The organism is Micromonospora sp. NPDC000121, from assembly GCF_042899165.1.
Classification (GTDB): Bacteria; Actinomycetota; Actinomycetes; order Mycobacteriales; family Micromonosporaceae; genus Micromonospora.
This window is the reverse complement of the sequence record NZ_JBIAZP010000013.1, coordinates 33,530-54,269: the sequence shown is the minus strand read 5'-3', so window position 1 is coordinate 54,269 and position 20,740 is coordinate 33,530. Positions and strand designations below refer to the sequence as shown.

Annotated in this window: 17 protein-coding genes and 1 pseudogene; 8 read left to right on the top strand and 10 right to left on the bottom strand. The window is 74.6% G+C overall.

The annotated features are described in order from the left end of the window. A complete protein-coding gene (gene xylA / locus ACFY23_RS28190; RefSeq protein WP_350678239.1) occupies positions 1-1,188 on the bottom strand; it encodes a xylose isomerase in 1,188 nt (395 codons plus the stop codon). On the opposite strand from xylA, the gene ACFY23_RS28185 reads away from it, so the two are divergent. The 3 genes from ACFY23_RS28185 (at position 1,187) to ACFY23_RS28175 (ending at position 4,310) form a co-directional block, all read left to right on the top strand. Further along, positions 1,187-2,503 (top strand): ROK family protein, encoded by a 1,317-nt coding sequence (locus tag ACFY23_RS28185; RefSeq protein ID WP_387039044.1) that lies wholly within the window; start codon positions 1,187-1,189, stop codon positions 2,501-2,503. The two genes, xylA and ACFY23_RS28185, sit on opposite strands and share 2 nt — an antisense overlap. A 131-nt stretch (positions 2,504-2,634) precedes the next feature. Continuing rightward, positions 2,635-3,768: a GAF domain-containing protein gene (locus ACFY23_RS28180; protein ID WP_350678235.1), complete on the top strand. Its 1,134-nt coding sequence runs from the start codon at positions 2,635-2,637 to the stop codon at positions 3,766-3,768. Continuing rightward, a complete protein-coding gene (locus ACFY23_RS28175) occupies positions 3,717-4,310 on the top strand; it encodes a PP2C family protein-serine/threonine phosphatase (protein WP_350678233.1) in 594 nt (197 codons plus the stop codon). The genes ACFY23_RS28180 and ACFY23_RS28175 overlap by 52 nt, the downstream gene beginning before the upstream one ends. Before the next feature lie 56 nt (positions 4,311-4,366). Here the strand turns inward: ACFY23_RS28175 and ACFY23_RS28170 are convergent, their stop codons facing one another. Beyond that, positions 4,367-4,906, bottom strand: a complete 540-nt coding sequence (locus ACFY23_RS28170; RefSeq protein ID WP_350678231.1) for a MarR family transcriptional regulator — start codon at positions 4,904-4,906, stop codon at positions 4,367-4,369. Positions 4,907-5,003: 97 nt separating this feature from the next. On the opposite strand from ACFY23_RS28170, the gene ACFY23_RS28165 reads away from it, so the two are divergent. Next, complete coding sequence (locus ACFY23_RS28165; RefSeq protein WP_350678229.1) at positions 5,004-6,134, top strand: PP2C family protein-serine/threonine phosphatase; 1,131 nt, start codon at positions 5,004-5,006, stop codon at positions 6,132-6,134. A 14-nt stretch (positions 6,135-6,148) separates the two neighbouring features. Here ACFY23_RS28165 and ACFY23_RS28160 read toward each other — a convergent pair whose 3' ends face one another. The 8 genes from ACFY23_RS28160 to ACFY23_RS28125 all read right to left on the bottom strand — a co-directional run bounded on the left by ACFY23_RS28160 (position 6,149) and on the right by ACFY23_RS28125 (position 16,828). Further along, entirely contained in the window at positions 6,149-7,633 is a 1,485-nt protein-coding gene (locus ACFY23_RS28160) for a sugar transferase (protein WP_350678227.1), read from the bottom strand. A gap of 214 nt (positions 7,634-7,847) precedes the next feature. After that, a complete protein-coding gene (locus ACFY23_RS28155; RefSeq protein ID WP_350678224.1) occupies positions 7,848-9,617 on the bottom strand; it encodes a substrate-binding domain-containing protein in 1,770 nt (589 codons plus the stop codon). Between the two features lie 132 nt (positions 9,618-9,749). After that, positions 9,750-10,787, bottom strand: coding sequence for a lactonase family protein (locus ACFY23_RS28150; protein ID WP_350678222.1), 1,038 nt, complete (start codon positions 10,785-10,787; stop codon positions 9,750-9,752). Positions 10,788-10,910: 123 nt separating this feature from the next. Next, positions 10,911-11,513, bottom strand: coding sequence for an ATP/GTP-binding protein (locus ACFY23_RS28145; protein WP_350678219.1), 603 nt, complete (start codon positions 11,511-11,513; stop codon positions 10,911-10,913). Then, on the bottom strand, positions 11,494-11,883 hold the full coding sequence (locus ACFY23_RS28140) for a DUF742 domain-containing protein (RefSeq protein WP_350678217.1): 390 nt from the start codon (positions 11,881-11,883) through the stop codon (positions 11,494-11,496). Before ACFY23_RS28140 ends, ACFY23_RS28145 begins: the two co-directional genes overlap by 20 nt. After that, positions 11,873-12,298: a roadblock/LC7 domain-containing protein gene (locus ACFY23_RS28135; protein WP_350678303.1), complete on the bottom strand. Its 426-nt coding sequence runs from the start codon at positions 12,296-12,298 to the stop codon at positions 11,873-11,875. Before ACFY23_RS28135 ends, ACFY23_RS28140 begins: the two co-directional genes overlap by 11 nt. Further along, the gene (locus ACFY23_RS28130) at positions 12,295-15,096 is read right to left on the bottom strand and encodes a nitrate- and nitrite sensing domain-containing protein (RefSeq protein ID WP_387039036.1); all 2,802 of its coding nucleotides are present in this window, start codon (positions 15,094-15,096) and stop codon (positions 12,295-12,297) included. Before ACFY23_RS28130 ends, ACFY23_RS28135 begins: the two co-directional genes overlap by 4 nt. A gap of 229 nt (positions 15,097-15,325) precedes the next feature. After that, positions 15,326-16,828: a catalase gene (locus tag ACFY23_RS28125; protein WP_350678214.1), complete on the bottom strand. Its 1,503-nt coding sequence runs from the start codon at positions 16,826-16,828 to the stop codon at positions 15,326-15,328. 290 nt (positions 16,829-17,118) lie between these two features. Between ACFY23_RS28125 and ACFY23_RS28120 the strand changes: the two genes are divergently transcribed. From ACFY23_RS28120 to ACFY23_RS28105, 4 genes and pseudogenes are all read left to right on the top strand, one after another. Continuing rightward, complete coding sequence (locus tag ACFY23_RS28120) at positions 17,119-17,712, top strand: hypothetical protein (protein ID WP_350678212.1); 594 nt, start codon at positions 17,119-17,121, stop codon at positions 17,710-17,712. Between the two features lie 10 nt (positions 17,713-17,722). Continuing rightward, entirely contained in the window at positions 17,723-18,775 is a 1,053-nt protein-coding gene (locus ACFY23_RS28115) for a hypothetical protein (protein ID WP_387039033.1), read from the top strand. Positions 18,776-18,980: 205 nt separating this feature from the next. Continuing rightward, a complete protein-coding gene (locus tag ACFY23_RS28110; RefSeq protein WP_350678210.1) occupies positions 18,981-19,364 on the top strand; it encodes a hypothetical protein in 384 nt (127 codons plus the stop codon). 960 nt (positions 19,365-20,324) lie between these two features. After that, a pseudogene (locus ACFY23_RS28105) lies at positions 20,325-20,740 on the top strand (hypothetical protein); the annotation flags it as partial.

Here is a 20,740-nt window from a genome sequence, read left to right as displayed (position 1 = left end):
TCAGCGCGCGCCGAGCAGGTGCTCGACGGCGAGCTGGTTGAGCCGGACGAAGCCGAAGCCCTTCGCGGCGGCCCCGTCGACGTCGAACTCCTCGAACGCGGAACGGTCGGCGAGCAGCTCGGCGTGGCCCTCCCCGGGCGCCAGGGTCGGCGTGCCGAGGTCGGCGACCCGGCTGGCCGCCAGCGCCTCGGCCACCTCCGGGTCCGCCCGGAAGGCCGCCGCCCGCTCCTTGAGCAGGAGGTACGTCCGCATGTTCGCCTCCGCCGACGCCCAGACGCCGGTCGTGTCCTCGGTGCGCGAGGGCTTGTAGTCGAAGTGCCGGGGGCCGTCGTAGGCGGGCGCGCCGCCGGGGCCGCCGTGCTCCAGCAGGTCGACCAGGGCGAACGCGTTGAGCAGGTCGCCGTGGCCGAAGACCAGGTCCTGGTCGTACTTGACGCCGCGCTGGCCGTTGAGGTCGATGTGGAACAGCTTGCCCTGCCAGAGCGCCTGGGCGATGCCGTGGGCGAAGTTCAGGCCGGCCATCTGCTCGTGCCCCACCTCGGGGTTGAGCCCGACCAGCTCGGGGTGGGCCAGGGTGGAGATGAAGGCGAGGGCGTGCCCGACGGTGGGCAGGAGGATGTCGCCGCGCGGCTCGTTCGGCTTGGGCTCCAGGGCGAAGCGCAGGTCGTAGCCGGAGTCGACGACGTACTGGCAGAGCAGGTCGACGGCCTCCCGGTAGCGGTCCAGGGCGGCCCGCACGTCCTTGGCGAGATCGTACTCGGCGCCCTCCCGGCCGCCCCACATCACGAAGGTGCGGGCACCGAGGTCGGCGGCGAGGTCGACGTTGCGCAGCACCTTGCGCAGCGCGTAGCGCCGGACGTCGCGGTCGTTGCTGGTGAATCCGCCGTCCTTGAACACGGGGTGGGTGAACAGGTTGGTGGTCACCATGGGCACCACCAGGCCGGTCTCGTCGAGCGCCTTGCGGAACCGGGCGACGTGCCGGTCTCGGGTGGCGGCGTCCGCGCCGAAGGGCACCAGGTCGTCGTCGTGGAACGTGATCCCGTACGCCCCTAGCCCGGCGAGCCGGTGCACCGCCTCGACCGGGTCCAGCTCGGGCCGGGTGGCGTCGCCGAACGGGTCGCGGGCCTGCCAGCCCACCGTCCAGAGCCCGAAGGAGAACTTGTCGGCGGGGGTGGGACGCGATGCCATGGCAGACCTCCGGGGGTGTCGTCCGCTATTTGTTCAGTGGTTGAATTATTTGATCGGCCTGTGGCAGCGTCAAGGGGTGACCCGACCCGACGCCCCGCCCGGGGCGGTCCGGCAGGGCAGCCTGCGCGAGTGGAACCTCGCCGTGGTGCTCGACCGGATCGCCGCCGCCGACCGCCCACCGTCCCGGGCCGAGCTGGCCGCCCGGACCGGCCTGACCCGGGCCACCGTCTCGGCCGTGGTGGAGGACCTGCTCGCCGGCAAACTGGTGAGCGAGGCGGAGCCGACGCCGCGGACCGGCGCGGGACGGCCGTCCCGGGGCCTGGTGCTCGCCGCCGACGGCCCGGCCGGGCTGGGCCTGGAGGTCAACGTCGACTACCTGGCCGCCTGTGTGGTCGACCTCGCCGGCCGGGTCCGCCACCACACGGTGCTCCGCGCCGACCTCCGGCCGGTCTCCCCCGCCGAGGCCGTCGCCCGACTCGCCGACCTGGCCGCCCACGCCCGCGCCGGGGCGGCCCGCGAGGGGCTCACCCTGGCCGGCGCGGCCCTCGCGGTGCCCGGCCTGGTCGACGACGCCGGGCTGGTCCGCCTCGCCCCGAACCTGGGCTGGCGCGACGTGCCCGTTCCCGCCCTCCTCGCCGGTCATCCGCCGCTGACCGCGCACGTGGACGGCGTGCCACCACTGGTGGTCGACAACGAGGCCAACCTCGCCGCGCTGGGCGAGCTGCACGCCGGACCGGCCGGCCCGGCCAGCTTCCTGCACGTCTCCGGCGAGGTCGGCATCGGCGCCGGGATCGTCCTGGACGGGTCCCTGTTCCGGGGCGCCCGCGGCTGGAGCGGCGAGATCGGTCACGTCCCGGTCCGCCCCGACGGCCGGCCGTGCCGGTGCGGGGCGCGGGGCTGCCTGGAGACGTACGCCGGTCAGGAGGCCATCCTCGCGGCGGCCGGCCTGTCCAACGCGGAACTCCCGGCGGACACCGCGACGACCCGGCTCGCGGAGCTGGCCGGAGCCGACGACCCGGCGGCGCTGCGGGCCCTGGCCGACGCCGGGACCGCGCTCGGGGTCGCCGTGGCCGGCGTGGTCAACCTGCTGGACCTGGACACCGTGGTGCTCGGCGGCGGATACGCCCCGCTGGCGCCCTGGCTCCGCCCGCCGGTGCTCGCCGAGGTCTCCCGCCGGGTGCTCACCGCGGCCTGGTCGCCGGTCACCGTCCGCCCCGCGGCGCTCGGCGGCGCGGCCGCAGCCGTCGGCGGGGCCGGTTCGGTGGTCCGCCGGATTCTCGCCCGACCCGCCGGCTGGCTGACCCGGCAGCCCTGAGCCCGCCTTCCTCCGATGCGCGTCGGGCAGCCGCCTCGGTACGCTTGCCCCGAGGCAACGACCCCCACCCCCGAGGAGTGCACGACCAGCATGCGCACAGGTCGACAGACCGGGGCGCCCGGCGAGCGGCGGTGACCACCACCCGCCGCGGCGGTGCCCCCGGCCCGAGGGGCGACGGTGGGCAGTCCGCCCGATCCCGCAACCGGCACTCCCCCGGCACCGCGCTGCCGGCCGACTCCAGGCTCACCCGCGAACTGCTCGACGGGCTCACCGAGGCGGTCGTGACGACCGACGGGGCGGGACGGGTGACACTGGTCAACGCGCTCGCGGGCCGCCTTCTCCCCGAGATCACGCCCGGCACGGAGCTGCCGACGTGTGCCGTGGCGGCGTTCGCCCACGCGGCCGGCGGTGGCGAGGACGCCTTCGACGCCGAGCACCGGGGCCGCCGGCTGCGCGGCGTACGGCGTGACCTGGGTGCCGGACGGCATGCCTGGTACGTACGCGACGTCACCGAGGAGCACGCGCGCGCCGAGGCGCTGCGCGCCGAGCGCTCCCGGACGGCGTTCCTCGCCCAGACGGGCAGCCGCCTCGGGCTGTCCCTCGACCCGGGCCAGACGGTGCGGACCGCGGCGAAGCTTCCCGTTCCCTACCTCGCCGACCTGGCCCTGGTCGTCCACCTGCCGCCCCCGCCCGCCGAGAACCGGCCGCACTGGGTCCGGTACGCCGAGGGCGATCCGGCGCCGAGGAGCGGGCTGGCCCCATGGACACTGGCCGACGCGCTGCCCGGTCTCGCCGAGGCGCTCGGCGGCCACGCCGGCGACCCGGGCCCCTGGCCCGACGTGGGGCCCGCCGAGCTGACCGCCGCGCTGCCGCCCGACTTCGGCCGGCCCGGCACGGTGCTGGTCAGCCCGATGCGCGGCCCTGGACGCCCGGCCGGCGCCCTGGTGCTGCTCCGCCGCGCCGAACGCCCCGGCTTCGACCAGCGCGACGTCGAGCTGGCCCGGGAGTTCGCCGCCCGGGCCGGCGCCACCCTCGGCGCCGCCGAACTCTACGGCGAGCAGGTGCACCTCGCCCGGGTGCTGCAGAACAGCCTGCTCCCGCCGGACCTGCCGGCCGTACCGGGCGCCGTCCTCGCCGGCGGATACCGGGCGGCGGGCGACCGCTGCGCATCGGCGGCGACTTCTACGACGTGTTCCCGATCGACGGCGGAGCCATGTTCGCCCTCGGCGACGTGTGCGGCAAGGGCGTCGGCGCCGCCGTCCTGACCGGGCGGGTCCGGCAGTCCCTGCAGACCCTCCGGCTGGTCGAGCAGCGGCCGCTGGAGCTGATGCGGCTGCTCGACCGCGCGCTCTCCGACGCCCCCGACGCGGCCCGGCGCAGCCAGTTCACCACCCTGCTGCTCGGCACGCTGGGCGGCGCGCCGGGCGGCGGGCTGGCGGTCCGGGTGGCCGGCGGCGGCCACCCGTCCCCGCTGGTCGTCCGCGCCGACGGCACGGTCGCCCCGGTACCGGTCGGGGGGATGCCGGTGGGCGCGCTGGCCGCCGCCCGGTTCGCCGAGGCGGAGGTCCGGCTCGCCCCCGGCGAGCTGCTGCTCGCGTACACGAACGGGGTGACCGAGGCGCGCGGCGGCCCCCGGGCCGACGAGGTGTTCGGCGAACAGCGGCTGCGCGGGGCGCTGGCCTCGGCGGCCGGGCTACCCCCCGCCGCGCTCGTCGACCGGCTCCTGCACCTGGTCGACGAGTGGCTGGACGGGCAGGGCCAGGACGACATCGCGATGCTCGCGGTGGCCGCGGCGCCCGACGCGTGACAGCCGCCCGCCCGCCGGGCACCGGCGCGGCCGGACCGGAGCGGGGCGCCGGCGGGTCAGGCCGTCCTGGCCACCGTCGGCTCGTCCCCGGGCCAGTCCTGCTTCGGTAGGCCGACCGGACGCTCCGCCGGGCCACTCGCGTCGGACCAGGGGCCGGCCGGCTCGACGGACTGGACGGACGCGTGGCGGCGGCGCGCCGCCTCGTCGAACTCCCGCATGCCCCGCAGCAGGGCCTGCCGCCCCTCCGGGGTCATGTCGCCGAGGATCGCCGCGAGCTGCTGGCGCCGGTCGTCGCGCAGCTCGGCGAGGAGCCGGTGTGCCTCCGGGGTGAGATGCAGCGAGATCTCCCGCCGGTCGAGGCGGCCGGGCTCGCGTTCCAGCATGCCGGCGGCGACCAACCGGTCACAGAGCCGGCTGGCGGAGGAGAGCAGCATGTCGAGCCCGGTGGCCAGGCGGCGGAGGTTGATCCCGTCGTGCTGCTCGACCAGCATGATCGCGCGCAGCTGGGCACCGGAGACGCGGCTGGTCGTACGCTCCCGCGCCGCCTCCCAGACCGTCAGCAGGGCATCGGCCACCGCGTCGAGCTCGGCAGCCATACTCGTCTGGGGCCCCTGGGGACCGTGCACTTCCGCCATGGTGGGCCCGAGACTACTCCGAAACCGCTGGTGCGGGTTCGAGACCAAGGAGCGAAGGATGAGCGAACCGGTCAACCGGGTACGGCGTGCCCTCAACGAGGCGCCCGCCGATCTCCTGCTGGACCGGATCGCCGACATCCTGGCCGCGGCCTACGGGATCACCCGGGTGCAGCTCCTCCAGGTCGACTACCGGCTGGCGGCGCTGCTGCCGCTCGGCGACGGGGAGCCGGTCACCGGCCCTGGGCACCCCGCCTGGCGCTGCTTCGACCACCAGACCCCGATCGTGGCCGACGGCACCGCGTACCTGCCGGTGTCGATGCGCGGGGAACGCCGGGGGGTGCTGCGGGTGGCGCCGGCCCCGGGCGACCCGGGGTCGCTCCACGAGCTGGCGGAGACCGCCACCGCGCTGGCGCACGAGATCGCCGCGGTCAGCCCCGGCACGGACGTCTACCGGGCCGCGCGGCGCAGCAGGAGGCTCACCCTCGCCGCCGAGATGCAGTGGGACATGCTGCCCGGGCGCAGCCGGATCCGGCCCTCGTTCAGCCTCGCCGGGCAGCTCGAACCGGCGTACGCGGTGCGCGGCGACAGCTTCGACTGGTCCGACGACGGCGAGCGGCTCTGGCTGTCCACCATCAACGGCGCGGGCGAGGGGGTGGCCGCCGCGATGCTCACCTCGCTCGCCACGTACGCCCTGCGCAACGCCCGCCGGGCCGGGCTCGGCCTCGCCGACCAGGCGGCCCTCGCCGACCAGGCGATCTACGACCTGCACCGCGGCGACCAGCACCTCGCGGCGCTGCTGATGGACCTCGACCTGCGCTCGGGGGTGCTGACCGTGGTCGACGCCGGGTCGCCCCGCCTCGTGCTGCTGCGCGACGGGGAGGTCCACGAACTGCCGCTGGAGGCGCAGTTCCCGCTCGGCATGTTCGAGGCCACCGACTACCGCGTGCAGCGGTTCGAGCTGTGCCGGGGCGACCGGCTCTTCGTGGTCAGCGACGGCGTCGTCGACGCCACGGGGCAGGACGTCCGGTACGGCGAGACCGCGCTGGACCGGTTCCTGCGCCGGACCGGGCCGATGGAGCCGCTGGACGCGGTGCGCTCGCTGATCGGCGACCTGCGCGCGTTCGTCGCCGGTGACCTGATCGACGACGCGGTCGTGGTGTGCCTGGACTGGACCGGTCCGCGAGACTGACCCGCCGAGGGCGGTCAGTACGCCCCGCGGCTGTTGACCACGGCGCCGAAGGTCTTCCAGAGGATCGTCAGGTCGGCCGCGAGCGACCAGTTCTCCACGTAGTAGAGGTCGAGCCGGATGCCGTCCTCCCAGCTGAGGTCGGACCGGCCGCTGACCTGCCAGAGCCCCGTCATGCCGGGCTTGACCAGCAGCCGGCGGGCGACGTCCCCGTCGTAGCGGGCCACCTCGGAGGGCAGCGGAGGCCGGGGGCCGACCAGGCTCATCTGCCCGAACAGGACGTTGACCAGTTGCGGCAGCTCGTCCAGCGACCACTTGCGCAGCAGCCGGCCGATCCGGGTCACCCGCGGGTCGTCGCGCATCTTGAACATCAGGCCGTCGGTCTCGTTGCGGGAGGTCAACTCCGCCAGCAGGGCATCGGCGTTCACCACCATGGTGCGGAACTTGTAGACGCCGAACTCCCGGCCGCCCTGCCCGACGCGGGTCTGGCGGAACAGCACCGGTCCCCGGCTGTCGAGCTTGACCGCCAGCGCGATGACGGCCAGCAGCGGCAGCAGCAGTGTCAGGGCCAGTGAGGAGGCCGCCCGGTCGACGAAGCCCTTGACCAGCTTGCGGGCGCCGCGGAACTCCGGCGCCTCGACGTGGATCAGCGGCAGGCCGGCGACCGGCCGGGTGTGGATGCGCGGGCCGGCGACGTCGGTCAGCGCCGGCGCCACCACCAGGTCGACACCGGTGCCCTCCAGTTGCCAGCCCAGCCGTCGCAGCCGGGTGGCGGTCAGCTCGCCGGAGGCGGTCACCGCGACCGTGTCCGCGCCGATGGCGGTGGCCGCCTCGGGGATGCCCCGGAACGAGCCGACCACCGGCACGTCGCCCAGCCGCTGGGCGACCGGGGCGAGCAGCGCGTCGGGGATGCACGCGCCGACCACCTGGTAGCCCGCGTACGGCTCGCGGCGCAGGGTGTGCACCAGTTCCAGCACGTGCGCGGTGTCGCCGACCACCAGCACCTTGCGCGACCAACCCGCGCCCCGCGACCGCGCCCGGTGCAGCCGCTTGCGCGCGGCGAACCGGGCCACCTCCAGGCCGACGGCGCCGACCGCGAACGAGATGCCCAGGAAGCCCCGGGAGACGCCAACGTCGGCGATGTAGCCGACGATCGCGATGCCGCCGGCGAGGCGCAAGCTGGCGGCGCTGACCCGCCGGTACTCGTCCGCGCCGTACCCGAGGACCCGGTCGTCGTAGCAGCGCAGCACCCGCAGCGAGATCAGCCAGGCGAGGACCAGCCCGGGGGCCACCACGACGTACGGGATCTTCGAACCGCCCGGGGTGTCGTCGCCGAAGCGGGCCACGTACCCGATGAGCACGGCCACGGTCAGGATGGTCGTGTCCAGCACCACCAGGGAACGGACGTAGGCGCGCTCGTCCGTGCGGGCCGCCTGCCCCGACCACGGGCCGTCCGGCCTCGACGCCGCTCGGGCGGGGGTCAACAGCGTCGCCGAGGTCACCGGCCCTCCCCACTTCGCATGCCGACGGCCCCGGTCGTCGACCGGCCCCGTCGCGGGCCGGCCGCGGAGCACTACGACATCCTGCCCCGACAACTACGGCGACCGATTGCTTGCGACGTATTGCCGTCACTTTCCGACGGATCCGACGGCGGGCAAGGGCCCGCGGTACCAAATCCGGCGGTACGAAGGGGGTCTGCGCGTCCTGCGTCGCTACTCAGGCCGGGGCCTTGCGCAGCGCGACCGCCTTGAGGAAGATGTCGCCGATCATGGTCGGGTCCTCGGTGACGAAGGCGCCGCCGCCGGTCACGTCGGTGATCGACTTCAGCTCGGCCTTGCTGACGTCGCCGCCGATACCGATGATCACGACCTGCACCGGCCGCTCCGGATCCTTGATCTTGTTGAGCTCGGCCAGCAGTTGCTGCTGGGTGATGCCGTCGGCGTCCTCGTTCTTGCCGTCGGTGAAGAGCACGATCGAGTTGACCCGCCCGGGCTCCCAGTTGTCCTGGACCTTCTGGTACGCCGCCAGCATCGTGTCGTAGAGGCCGGTGCTGCCGCTGGAGGACCGGATCGAGCCGAGCGCCTGCTCCAGCTTGCCGCGCTGCCGGGACAGCGGCCCGATGGCGACCAACTCCTGGTGGTCGCGGGCGCCGACCAACTCCGTGGAGAACGTCCAGAGGCCGATGGACCAGGAGTCGTCGAAGAGGTTCAGCCCGCGCCGGGCCGCCTCCACGGTGACCTGCTGCCGGGTCGCGTTGCCAGCGTTGGCAACCTTCTCCTTCATGGAGCCGGAGACGTCGATGACGGCGAGCATCCGGCCGGACTGGGTGGCGATCGACCAGCTGGAGATCGCGCGTTCCACGTTCTGCGGGTCGAGCCCACCGGTCGCCGCGGTGCCGCCGGTCGCCGCGGTGCCGCCGGTCGCCGGCGCGCCGCCGGCCGGGCTGGGTGCACCCTGCGGGACGTCGAAGCCCTCACCCCAGTTGCCGTCCGGCGCCCGCAGCGCCTGGGCCGCCAGCTTGTCGCGGAAGTCGGCGGTGGTGAGCACCTCGTAGAGCATCCGCGCCGCGGACGCCTTGGCCGGCTCGATGCCGGGCAGCACCGCGTACGGGTAGTCGAGCGGCGCGGGCGCCGGCTCCAGGTAGAGCGCCGCCAGCGGCACCGGCGGTTTCCTGCTGTTGTACTGGATCACGTCCTCTTCCGACAGCGCCGCCGCGCCGAGGCTGCTGGCGATCGTCGTCGCGTCCGAGGCGGTGGGAAACCGGGCGAGCAGGTCCGGCCGCAGCGCCGAGCGGTCGGTGGCCAGCGCCCGCAGCGCGGCGACCTTGTCCCGCTCGGCGTCCGGGCCGCCGCTGGCGCTGGCGGCGGTGGTCAGCGAGAGCAGACCGGACAGGCCGGCGGCGTCCCGGGTCGGCTCGACGATGCCGGTGCGCAACGGCTTGTCGCTCTGGACCTGCTGGAGGAGGTGGGTCCAGCTGAACTTCTTCTGGGGCCAGCCCAGCCGCGACGCGACCGGCTGCGGCATCGCCACGACCACGGGGCTGCGGGCGATGGACGCGCCGTTGCCGGGGTCGAAGGCGGTGGCGCCACCGGCTTTGAGCCGCAGCAGCCAGGTGGAGGAGTCGGGCACCCAGACGTCCGGGCTGACCGCCGTGCCACTGGCCTGCCCGACGCCGGCCAGCGTGACACCGTGCTTGGCGGCGACCGTCGCGGCCACGTCGACCGGGTCGGACGCCGAGATGTTCACCGTGACGCAGGTCCCGCTGACCGCGGCCCCGCCCTTGACCCACTCCGTGGCCGCCGCGTTGACGGCGGGGGCGAGTTCGGCGGCGACGGCGACGGAGAGCTCGATCCTGCCGGAGCAGTCCGGTCGCGTCAGCTGCTGGTAGCCGAACCAGCCGCCGGCCGTCACGGCGAGCACGCCGACGGCAGCAGCGGCGGTAGCTGCGTGAACGTTGGTACGCCTGCGGTGGCGGCCTGCTGACACGCTGACCATAGTGCGTACCTGCCGCAACGGCTGCCACAACCGTTCGGACGAAAGTTACGCAGAAGCAACAGTTGATCACCGAATTGTCGACGATGAGTGACCGCCCTGCCTCGACGCGTTGATCCAGGCTGGTCAGGGCAGGACGCAGGTGGGGCTGGGTACCGGCACCGGCTCCCCGACCGGGCCCGGCACACCGGTGGCCGCGTCCACCCGGAAGACCCGGACCATGTCGGCCCGCTCGTCGGCCACGTAGAGGTGCTCCCCCGCCCGGGCGAAGTGCCGCGGCCACTCCCCGCCCGTGTCCACCTCGGCGACCAGCTCCGGCAGCTCGCCGGCCAGGGCGAAGACCGCGACCGTGCCCACCCCGCGGTTGGCCACGTAGAGGAAGCGCCCGTCCGGGCCGACCGCGATCTCCGACGGCTGGACGTGCCCGGGCCGGTCGCTGGCGTCGACCCGGCCCCGCTGGTGCAGCGCCCCCTCGGCGGTCAGCTCGTACGCGGTCACCGACGCGTCCAGCTCCCCCGCCACCCAGCACCGATGGCCGTCGGGGTGCCGGGCCAGGTGCCGGGGGCCGGAGCCGGCGGCCGCCCGCACCCGGGGCGCCCGGGGCACCAGCCGACCGGAGGCGGCGTCCAGGTCGTAGCGGTAGATCGAGTCGGTGCCGAGGTCGACCGCGAGCAGCGCGCCCCGGCCCGGGTCGGGATTGACCATGTGGGCGTGGGCGCGGTCCTGCCGCTCCGGGTCCGGCCCGTGCCCCTCGTGCTCCACCAGGTCGCTGCGCTCGCCGGGCACCCCGTCGCTGTCGAGCGGGAACACGGCCACGCTGCCGCCGCCGTAGTTCGCCACGACGAGGTGGCCGCCGTCCGGGACGACCGCCAGATGGCAGGGCTCCGCGCCCCCGGTGGACCGGGTACCGAGCGGGGTGAGGTCGCCGTCGGGGGCGACCCGGAAGGCGCTGACCTCCCCGTCGGGCAGCTCGTTGACCGCGTACAGCACCGGCAGCCGCGGGTGCCGGGCGAGGAAGGAGGGCGCCGGGGTGACCGCGACGGTGCCGATCGGGGACAGCTCGCCGGAGGCCGGGTCCCGCCGGGCCGCGACGATGCCGGTGCCCCGGCCCCCGCCGTGTGCCGTGTAGCCGCCGATGTGGACGATCGCACCCTGCTCCGTCACCGGTCCCACCCCTCCGCTGGTTCCTCCGTCGATCCAACCAGAGGCTTCCCCCTGTGCCGGCTCCTTAGCCCCGAAAGCCACGCCGAATCGCGGCCGGTCGGCGGACCGGCCGCGGCGACGGGCTCAGGCCGCCGGCACCGGCTCGCCGCGCTGCCGGGCCACGTGCTCGACCAGGGCGATCAGCACCTCCTTGCCGGACTGCCGGTCCCGCGCGTCGCAGAGCACCAGCGGCACGTCGGGGTCGAGGTCCAGCGCCTGGCGTACGGTCTCCAGGCTGAACCGGCGGGCGGCGTCGAAACAGTTCACCCCCACCACGAACGGGATGCCCCGCTGCTCGAAGTAGTCGACCGACGGGAAGCAGTCCGCCAGGCGGCGGGTGTCGGCGAGCACCACCGCACCGAGCGCCCCGAAGGCCAGCTCGTCCCAGAGGAACCAGAAGCGGTCCTGGCCCGGGGTGCCGAACAGGTAGACCTGGAGGTCGTCGTTGATCGTGATCCGGCCGAAGTCCATCGCCACCGTCGTGGTCGACTTCGCCTCGACGCCCGACAGGTCGTCGGTGTCGACCCCGGCCCCGGTCAGGATCTCCTCGGTCTGCAGCGGCCGGACCTCGCTGAGCGCGCTCACCAGCGTCGTCTTGCCGGCGCCGAAGCCCCCGGCGATGAGGATCTTCAGCGCGAGCGGGATCCGGCGAGCGGATCCCGCCTCGTCACAGCGCACGGAGTCCACTGACCACCGCCTTGAGGATGTCGTTGTCGGGCAGGTGGGCGGCGGCCGTCGGCTGGTGTACCGCGACCAGTCCCCGGGCCAGCAGGTCGCCGAGCAGGACGCGGACCACGCCCACCGCGAGGTCCAGCTCGGCCGCCAACTCGGCGACGGGCACCGGCCGGGTGGCCAGGGACACCAGGCGGCGGTGCTCGGGGTGCAGCTCCGGGTGGGCGGCCGGGTCGGCGGCCGGCTCGGCCAGCACGTACGCGACCAGGTCGAATCCGTCCACGGACGACCGCACCCGGCCACCGGTGAGGGTGTAGGGACGCACGACGGGTCCGGCGTCGTCGTCGAGCCACTCGTGCTGCGGCCCGGGGGACTCAGCCCGCATCGGCGGCCCCCGCCGTCGACCGGGTCGGAGCGCTCAGGTACTCCCCCACCCGGGTGACCAGCATCGCCATCTCGTACGCCACCAGGCCGATGTCCGCGTCCGCGTCGCTGACCACCGCCAGGCAGGCCCCCTGCCCGGCGGCGGTGACGAAGAGGTACGCCGACTCCATCTCCACCACGGTCTGCCGGACCGCCCCGCCGGCCACCTGCCGGCTCGCGCCCCGGGCGAGGCTGGAGAAGCCGGACGCCAGCGCGCACAGGTGCTCGGCGTCGGCACGCTCCAGATTGGTGGAGGAGCCGAGCAGCAGCCCGTCGGCTGACAGCGCCACGGCCTGGCGGGCGGGCGGCACCCGTTCCACCAGGTCGTCGAGCAACCAGTCGAGATCGGCGCTCTGCCTCGTCGGATGCAGCATCAGGCGTCCCTCTCAGTCGCGGTCAGGGAGTCCGGCTCCGCCGGCGGCTCGGCCGGCGCCGGGTTCGGAGTCGGCGGCGGGTTCGGGTTCGGGTTCGGCGCCGGGTTCGGGGTCGGCGTCATGGTCGGTGCCGGCCCCGAGGTCGGCGGCGGGGCCGGTGCCGGGGTCGACGGGGTCGGGGGCGGGTCCACGGCCTGCCCCGGCGGGTCGCCGCCGGACGCCGGGACACCACGGGCCACGGCCCCGTCCGGCGTCGCGCCGCCGGCCGCGGCGCGGCCGCGGGCGGTACCCGCCTGCAGGGCGGACATCGCGCGCCGCGCCTCCTCCGGGGTACGGGGGGTCGGGCTCTCGATCACCGCCGGTCGCGGCGTCGGGCCGTCGACGGCCGGGTGCCGGGCCGCCGCGGGGTGCCCGACCGCCGGACGGGCCCCGGGGGCGTCCGGCGTGGGCCGCCGCTGCCGGGCCGCCGGCCCGCGACGCCGCACCCGACGCGGCAGCCCGTCGATCTCGCCGGCGCTCTCGGCGGGGCCGGGGCCTCCGGACACGCGGTCGGCGAGGGCCGGACTTCCAAACCCCCGATCGGCGGGGGCCGGGCCTTCGGACACCGCGTCGGCGAGGGCCCCGTGTCCGGGCGCGGCGGCGGCCCGGGCGGGGCCGGCGGAGGCCGGGCCTCCGTCGGCGGACGCGGCCGGGGCCGCCGCGCGACCGGGCTGGTTCGGCGCGGCGGAGGCGGTGGCTCCGGAGGGCGGGGCGGTGGAGGGTGGGGCGGTGGAGGACGGCGCCGCGCCGGATCCGGCGACTCGGGTCGATCGGGGCCGGGGCAGCGTGCCCAGCCGGCTCGCCCGGGCCAGCCGCCGCTCCTCCGGCGTGGCCCCGGGCGGGCGCTCCGGCGGGGCGACGCCCGCGGGCAACAGGGACGGCTCGTCGGTGACCAGGTCGGCGGGGATGAGCACGACGGCGGTCAACCCGCCGCCGCCGGACGGGCGCAGCCGCACCCGGACCCCGTGCCGGGCCGCCAGCCGGGCCACCACGAAGTGGCCGAGCCGGGCCGTCTCGGCGGGCTCGAAGGCGGGGGACCGGGCCAGCCGCCGGTTCGCGTCCTCCAGTGCGGCGGCGGTCATGCCCAGGCCGCGGTCGGTGACCTCCAGGGCGTAGCCGTTCGCCACGTGCTGCCCGGAGACCTCCACCCGGGTGTGCGGCGGGGAGAACGCCGTGGCGTTCTCGATCAGCTCGGCGAGCAGGTGGATCACGTCGCCGACGGCCCGCCCCAGCGTGCCGCCGGGCTGCACGGTGGCGATGTCGACGCGGTCGTACGACTCCACCTCGGAGATGGCGCCCCGGATCAGGTCGACCATCGCGACCGGGTTGCGCCAGCCCCGCCCCGGGGCGGCGCCGGCCAGGATGACCAGGTCCTCCGCGTGCCGCCGCAGCCGGGTGGCGAGGTGGTCGACGCGGAACAGCTCGGCCAGCTCGTCCGGGTCCTCGGTGTGCCGCTCCATCCGGTCGAGCAGGGCGAGCTGCCGGTGCACCAGCCCCTGGCTGCGGCGGGCGATGTTGAGGAACACCTCGTTGAGCCCCCGGCGCAGGGTGACCTCGTCGATGGCCGAGCGGACCGCCGTCCGCTGCACCTCGGTGAAGGCCCGCGCCACCTGGCCGATCTCGTCGTCGCCGTACTCCAGCGAGGGCGCCTCCCGGGCGACGTCGACCTGCTCGCCCCGGCGCAGGCGGGCCACCACGTCGGGCAGCCGGCGTTCGGCCATGTCCAGCGCGGCCGTGCGTACGCCGGTGAGCCGCTGCGCGAGGGAACGACCGACCCGCAGCGCCACCAGGACCGAGACCACGACGGCGGCCAGGCCGAGCACCCCGGCGGCGGCGAGCCGGACCAGGATGCCGACGGCCGTCGGCACCGACCGGTCGGCGAGCCCGTCGGCCTGGGCCAGCTCGAACTCGCGCAGCGCCTGCTGCACGGCCTCGTAGCTGGCCCGCCACTGCGCCGGGTCCACCGCCGGCCGAATCGACGACCGGGCGCCGACCAGGGCGTCCTGCATCGCCCGCAGCCGGCCGAAGGCCTCCCCCTCGGTCAGCCGCTGGAACGCGGCGCGCTCCGCGTCGGGCAGGTCCGCGACCGCCGTCTCGGCGAGAAACCGCTGGTTGGCGACGGCCTGCACGACCTGGGTGTGCTCGCCCGCGGCGAACTGGCCGGCGGTGAACGCTCCGGCCAGCAGGGCGTCGGTCTGGCCGAGCAGCTCCCGGGAGCGGCCGAGCGTGGTGACGGCGAGCGCCTGGCGGTTCAGGTCCCGGTCGGGCAGGTTCGCCATGGCCGAGAACGCCTGGAAGGCCGAGGAGATCATCCCGCTGTAGAGCCCGACCGCGCCGGCCCGGTCGACCTCGCGCCGGTCGATGAACCCCCGCCCGGCGGGCAGCGCGTCCAGCGCGCTGACGAGGCGGTCGACCCGGATGTCGAGGTGGTCGTCGGCGGCGTCGCGCAGCTCCTCCCCGCCGACCCGGCGGCGCAGCTCGGCGACCGCGCGGTCGGTCCGCTGGCGCTGCTCGGCGAGCCCGGGCGCGACGCCCCCGCCGGCCAGTTGCACGACCGAGAGCCGACGCTCCCGTTGCAGCTCGGCCACCACCGTCTCGCCGGGGCGGCCGAGGTCGTAGAGGAGGGTCCGGGCGGCGAGCAGGTCGAGGGCCGGTCCGAAGGTCAGCGTCGTGGCGAAGATCCAGAGCGCCAGCAGCGCGGTCACCGGGACGACGACCAGCGCGGTCAGCTTGGAGCGGATCGGCCAGTCGCGGGTGTTCAATCAGACCTCGCCCGGAAGGTGTGGCTGCGGGGGCGCCGGCGCCGGCCGGGCAGCGTCCGGGTCGGACGGTCGCGGCCCACGGTGCCGGCCCGTCCGGCGGACGCCTTGGGCAGGATACGTAAATCCCGCCCGCCGCACTACCGTCCGTCGCGTCAGGCCTACCGGACGGATGTCCACAGCGGACGAACGCCCCGCCGGGGCCGGCGGGGCGTTCGGTGGGTGGTGCGGGTCAGGCGCTGGCGGAGATGCCGAGACCCTCGGCGACCCGGCGGCCGTAGTCCTCGTCGCACTGGCTGAAGTGCCAGACCATCTTCTCCTGGATGTCCTTGTCACACCGCGCCAGCAGGGTGGTCAGGTTGAGGATCAGATCGTCCCGCTCCCAGCCGGCCATCTCGCGGTAGCGGCGGCCCGCCTGGGAGTAGTTGTTCTGCCGCTCGATCGGGGCCTTCATGACCTGACCCGAGACGAACGGGCGGTACTCCCGGTAGGACTCGTCGGCCTCCCGGAGCCCGGCGACCGAGGACGGCTCGAAGTTGATGTGCGGGTTGCCGCCCCGGTTGTCCACCCCGTACGACATCTGGCCGCCGCCCTGGTTGGTGCTGACGACCACGTCCTCCCGCGGCCGGTTGACCGGCAACTGGAGGTAGTTCGGGCCGACCCGGTAACGCTGGGTGTCCGAGTAGGAGAACGTGCGGCCGACCAGCATCTTGTCGTCGGAGAAGTCGATCCCGTCGACCAGCACGCCGGTGCCGAAGGCGATCTGCTCGTTCTCGTTGTGGTGGTCGGTGATGTTGCTGTTGAGCGTCATCATGCCGACCGGCAGGTAGGGGAAGTCCTCCGCCGGCCAGATCTTGGTGTCGTCGAGCGGGTCGAAGTCCAGCTCCGGGTGCTCGTCGTCGCTCATGATCTGGACGTTGAGCTCCCACTTCGGGTACTCGCCACGCTCGATCGCCTCGTAGAGGTCCTTCGACGCGTGGCCCAGGTCGGTGGCCTGGATGGCGTCCGCCTCGGCCTGGGTGAGGTTGTGCTCGCCCTGCTGCGACAGCCAGTGGAACTTGACCAGCACGCCCTCGCCCTCGGCGTTGACCAGGCGGTACGTGTTCACCCCGGAGCCGCGCATGGTCCGGTAGTTCTTCGGGATGCCGTACGGGGAGAAGAGCCAGGTCAGCATGTGCATCGACTCGGGGGTGTTCGACATGAAGTCGAAGATCTGGTTCGGCTCCTGGCGGAAGGTCACCGGGTCCGGCTTCAGCGCGTGGATCACGTCGGGGAACTTGATCGCGTCGCGGATGAAGAAGACCTGGAGGTTGTTGCCCACCATGTCCCAGTTGCCGTCCTCGGTGCGGAACTTCACCGCGAAGCCGCGCGGGTCGCGGGCCGCCTCGGAGGAGTCCCGGCCGCCGATCACGGTGGAGAAGCGGATCGTGACCGGAGTCTTCTTGCCCCTGGTCTGGAACAGCTTGGCTCTCGTGAAGGTGGACGCCGGCACAGCCTGATCACCGGTTCCGATCGTCCCGTACGCCTCGAACTCGCCGTGCGCGACGAAGCCGCGCGCGTGCACCACCCGCTCCGGGATGCGTTCCCGGTCGAAGTGGCTGATCTTCTCGAGGAAGTGGTAGTTCTCCAGCGTCGCCGGGCCACGCGAACCGACCGTCCGCTGCTGCTGGTTGTTGTGCACGGGGTGACCCTGGCGGGTGGTGAGGATCGGCTTGCTGGCCTGCGGGTCGCTCATGGCGCTCCTCCTGATCGGTGTGACGGCTGGCGTCACCGGTGGTGCTGTGGCACGTGGGGCACGGGACCCGAAGCCCGGCGGCCCCGGAGGCGTTTCGACGTCGGTCTCGACCGGCATCACCCACCCAACCGCCTTTTCTGGAATGAGTCAAGTTTTCATGGGCGATCACCGTGTGTGACTCGTCATGGCGGCACGGGGAGGGCCACCGGGTCGGGTTCGTCAGGAAAGTGCCGCGGAACGGGATTGGCGATCACGGAGCGGAGGGAATACCACTGGCCGAAGGAGGAGCCATGTCGCCCACGCAGGTAATCGTCATAGTTCTCGTCGTGCTGGTGATCGCGGCGCTGGCCGTGGCCGCCCGGTCGTACGCCCGCCGCCAGGCACTTCGGTCGCGGTTCGGCCCCGAGTACGACCGCGCCGTCGCCGAACAGGACAGCCGTACCGCCGCCGAGCGGGAGCTGCGCCAGCGGGAGCGCCGCCACGCCGAACTCGCCCTCACCCCCCTCGCCCCCGAGTCCCGCGCCCGGTACGCCGCCGCCTGGGAGGAGATCCAGGTCCGCTTCGTGGACTCCCCGGCGGAGACCGTGGGCGACGCGGACGAACTGGTCACCCGGCTCATCGCCGAACGCGGCTACCCGACCGGCGACTTCTCCGACCAGATCGCCCACCTCTCGGTGGAACACGCCCGGACGCTGGGCCACTACCGCGACGCCCACGAGATCCACCTGCGCAACTCGCGCGGCGAGGCCAGCACCGAGGAGCTCCGGCAGGCCGTGGTCCACTACCGCGCCCTCTTCGCCGACCTGCTCGGCGAGGAGCCGGTGGGGCACCGGCCGCCCGAGCAGCGCAGTCCGGACAGCCAGCACGACGTCACGAGCCGCTGAGGAGACCGCGATGCGACAGGAAGAGCAGCGGGTGGGCAACGAACACCCCGAGGCCGTCCGCTCCGCGCCGGTGCCGGTGCCGCCGCCGGGCGACCGGGCCGGCCGGTCCGAGGTGCCCGAGGACGCCCTCGACGACCGGGGCACGTTCGACGATCCGGCGGTCGCCGGCGAGCGCGCCCCGCGCCGTGGGACGGCCGACGACGAGCGGCCCGGCGAGCGGGACGCCGACGCGGGACGGTCCCGCGACCGGGGTGCCGGCGCGGCGCGCTCCGGCGGCCGGGACGCCGACGGCGGGCGGCCGGAGTTCCACGAGCCGGCTCCGCTGCCGACCGCCTTCGGCGCCACCACCGTCGGCGACGCGGTGGCAGCGTCCGCCCTGGCCAGCCCCCGTCCCGAGGACGAGGTCGACCCGCGTACGGAGTCGACCGCGCGGCCGGGCGACGGGGCCGTGGACGGCGCCCGGGAGGAACGCCGGGCCGACCCGACCGCCGAGTTCCGCGGTGCCGGTGAGCGCGGCGAGGGCCGGCCCGACGAGCGCGGCGGGTCACGGGGCGGCACAGCCGTGCTGCCACAGGACGCCACCGACGGCGGCCCCGAGCGCCGGACCGGCCTGACCGGCTCGACGGGCGCCCCGGGGACCGCCGCAGCCGGCGGGCCCGGGTACGGCAGCGCCACCCCCGCCATGGTCGACCCCGACGCCGAGTACGCGTCGGCCGGGCGCACGGGCGGCGCCGCCCCCGGCTCGCTGGAGTCCGCCGGGACGTCCCGGCCGGCGGGGTCGACCGTCGCCGCCGAGCCGGCCACGCTCTTCGACCCCGCGGCGGCGCAGGGTTTCCGGGACCGCTGGCGGGACGTCCAACTGCGGTTCGTGGACGACCCGCGCGCGGCCGCCGGGGAGGCGCAGTCGCTGGTCGACGAGGCCATCCAGGCGCTGGCCTCGGCGCTGTCCGCGCAGAAGAACAAGCTGGGCGGCTGGCAGGAGGCCGGCTCGGCCGACACCGAGCAGTTGCGGATGGCGGTCCGCCACTACCGCGACTTCCTCGACCGCGTGCTCGGACGCTGACCGTTCCCACGGGCGCCCCGGGCCGGACCGGCCCGGGGCGCCCGCCGGTGCGCTCGTGCCGACCTCGACATCGTCTTCCCGGCCGAGCCGCCGGAGACCCCTGACGAGACGCGCTGAACCGCCCGGTCGCATCCGGGCATGGGCGCCGCCAGTCGGGGTACGCCAAAAGGATCAGGAAACCACCTGGCGGCAGGAGGGCAGCGACATGACGGATCGTGACCGTGACCGACCGTTGGAAGAGAGCCCCGAGGTGGCGGCGGCGGTCGAGGACGACACCGGCATCCCCCAGCTGATGACCGGCGGCGGCGCCGATCGGGACAATCCGTCGTTCACGGAGCCCGGTGACCGGCCGCGGGGCGGCGCGCCCACCGAAGAGCTGATCGGGGACCCGTACGCCGCCGGCACCGGGGCCACCGGCACCGGCACGGGGGCGGCGCCGGACAACATCCGCACCGGCGCGGAGCAGCCCTGGGAGCCGGAGGACCTGGTGGCGGCCCGGGGCCAGGACCTGACGCCGGAGAACATCGAGCGGGCCCGCCGGGACCTGGCCGAGCTGGGCCGGGCGGCCATCGAGAAGACGGTCCCCTGACCGCCGTACGCGAGCGGCCCCGGCCCGACCGTCGAGCGGTCGGGCCCGGGGGCCCGCCGCCGGGGCGCCTCACCGACTCTCAGCGGCCGGTGGGCGCCGGTGTCGGAAGAGCGGCGGGTACGCGTTCCGCGTCCACTGTGTGGAACTGAGCGGGGAACCAGGTTCCCTGGATCGGGCTTCCGGCAGACCCCACTGTGGTTGTTGCCGTCGCGGGCGTTTGCCGATGCGGGTCGGTCCGCACATCCGGTCGAAGCCCTTGTGGGCCCGCCGGTCCACCCGGCCGCCGTCATCGGGGGTCCACACTGGTCGTAACGTTTGGGCCGCCACTCAAGGCGCCGTCGAAGCCGATGCTCCACCGTGGCCCGGCGTCCACCGACCCCGTCCCGGGGCTCGGTCTGCGCGCTCACGCCCCGACCGGACCGCGTCCAGCGGACCGGCCGGCCCGGCCAGCCCTGCTGCACCCGCTGGTTGCCGTCGGGGAAGGCGGAACCCAGCATCCCAGCCGTCGAAAGCGTCACCGACGGTCCTGATGTCGACGTGGCGGTGAACCCGCCCGGCCAGCCGCTGGTCGCGTACGACCCGTCGCTGACCCCCGTGGTGCGGCTCCTGGAGACTCGCGTCCGGGAGAGGTGTCGCCCCACTACGGGAGCGCTTCCATTCCGGTGTCTCGATGCGGCGGCGGGCCTGCGAGGCGGGCAGGGCCGGCGGGAGCGCCCGGACGGGACGATCCCCGCCGAGGGGCCCCGACCGGCACGCCGCGATCATCCCGGCACCGCCGGGCGGGAACGGCACGGGAAGCTGCCATAGGCCGCCAAACCGGGCTTATCACTCCTACCGCCCTCATACCCGATATAGGCCAAAACACGAATCTTTCCCTGCATAACTCGTGAAACGGTCTAACGTCGTCCGTAGCTCGGTTGCCACCGAGCCCAGGACAACAGGGATGGAGTGACGCAGGTCATGGCAAACAAGATGCTCGGGAAGGTCGTTGCTGGCGCTGCCCTCGGCGGTGCCTCCCTGCTCGTGTTCACGCCGGGGATCGCGTTCGCCGACGGCCACCACGACGCCGAGGGCAAGGTCTTCGCCAAGCCCCACGTCGTCAAGGCGGGCGACTCGGTCAAGCTGCTCGAGGTCTGCTCGGAGCGCCAGGAGCACGCCTACGTGTGGTCCAAGGTCACCGGCAAGGTCAAGCTCAAGCCGGCCGAGCACCGCGGCGACTGGCGCGGGGAGGAGGGGTCCGGCGAGCGCGACAAGGGCAAGGACCACGACGGCAAGGACCACGACAAGGGCAAGGACCACGACGGCAAGGACCACGACAAGGGCAAGGACCACGACGGCAAGGACCACGACAAGGGCAAGGACCACGACGGCAAGGA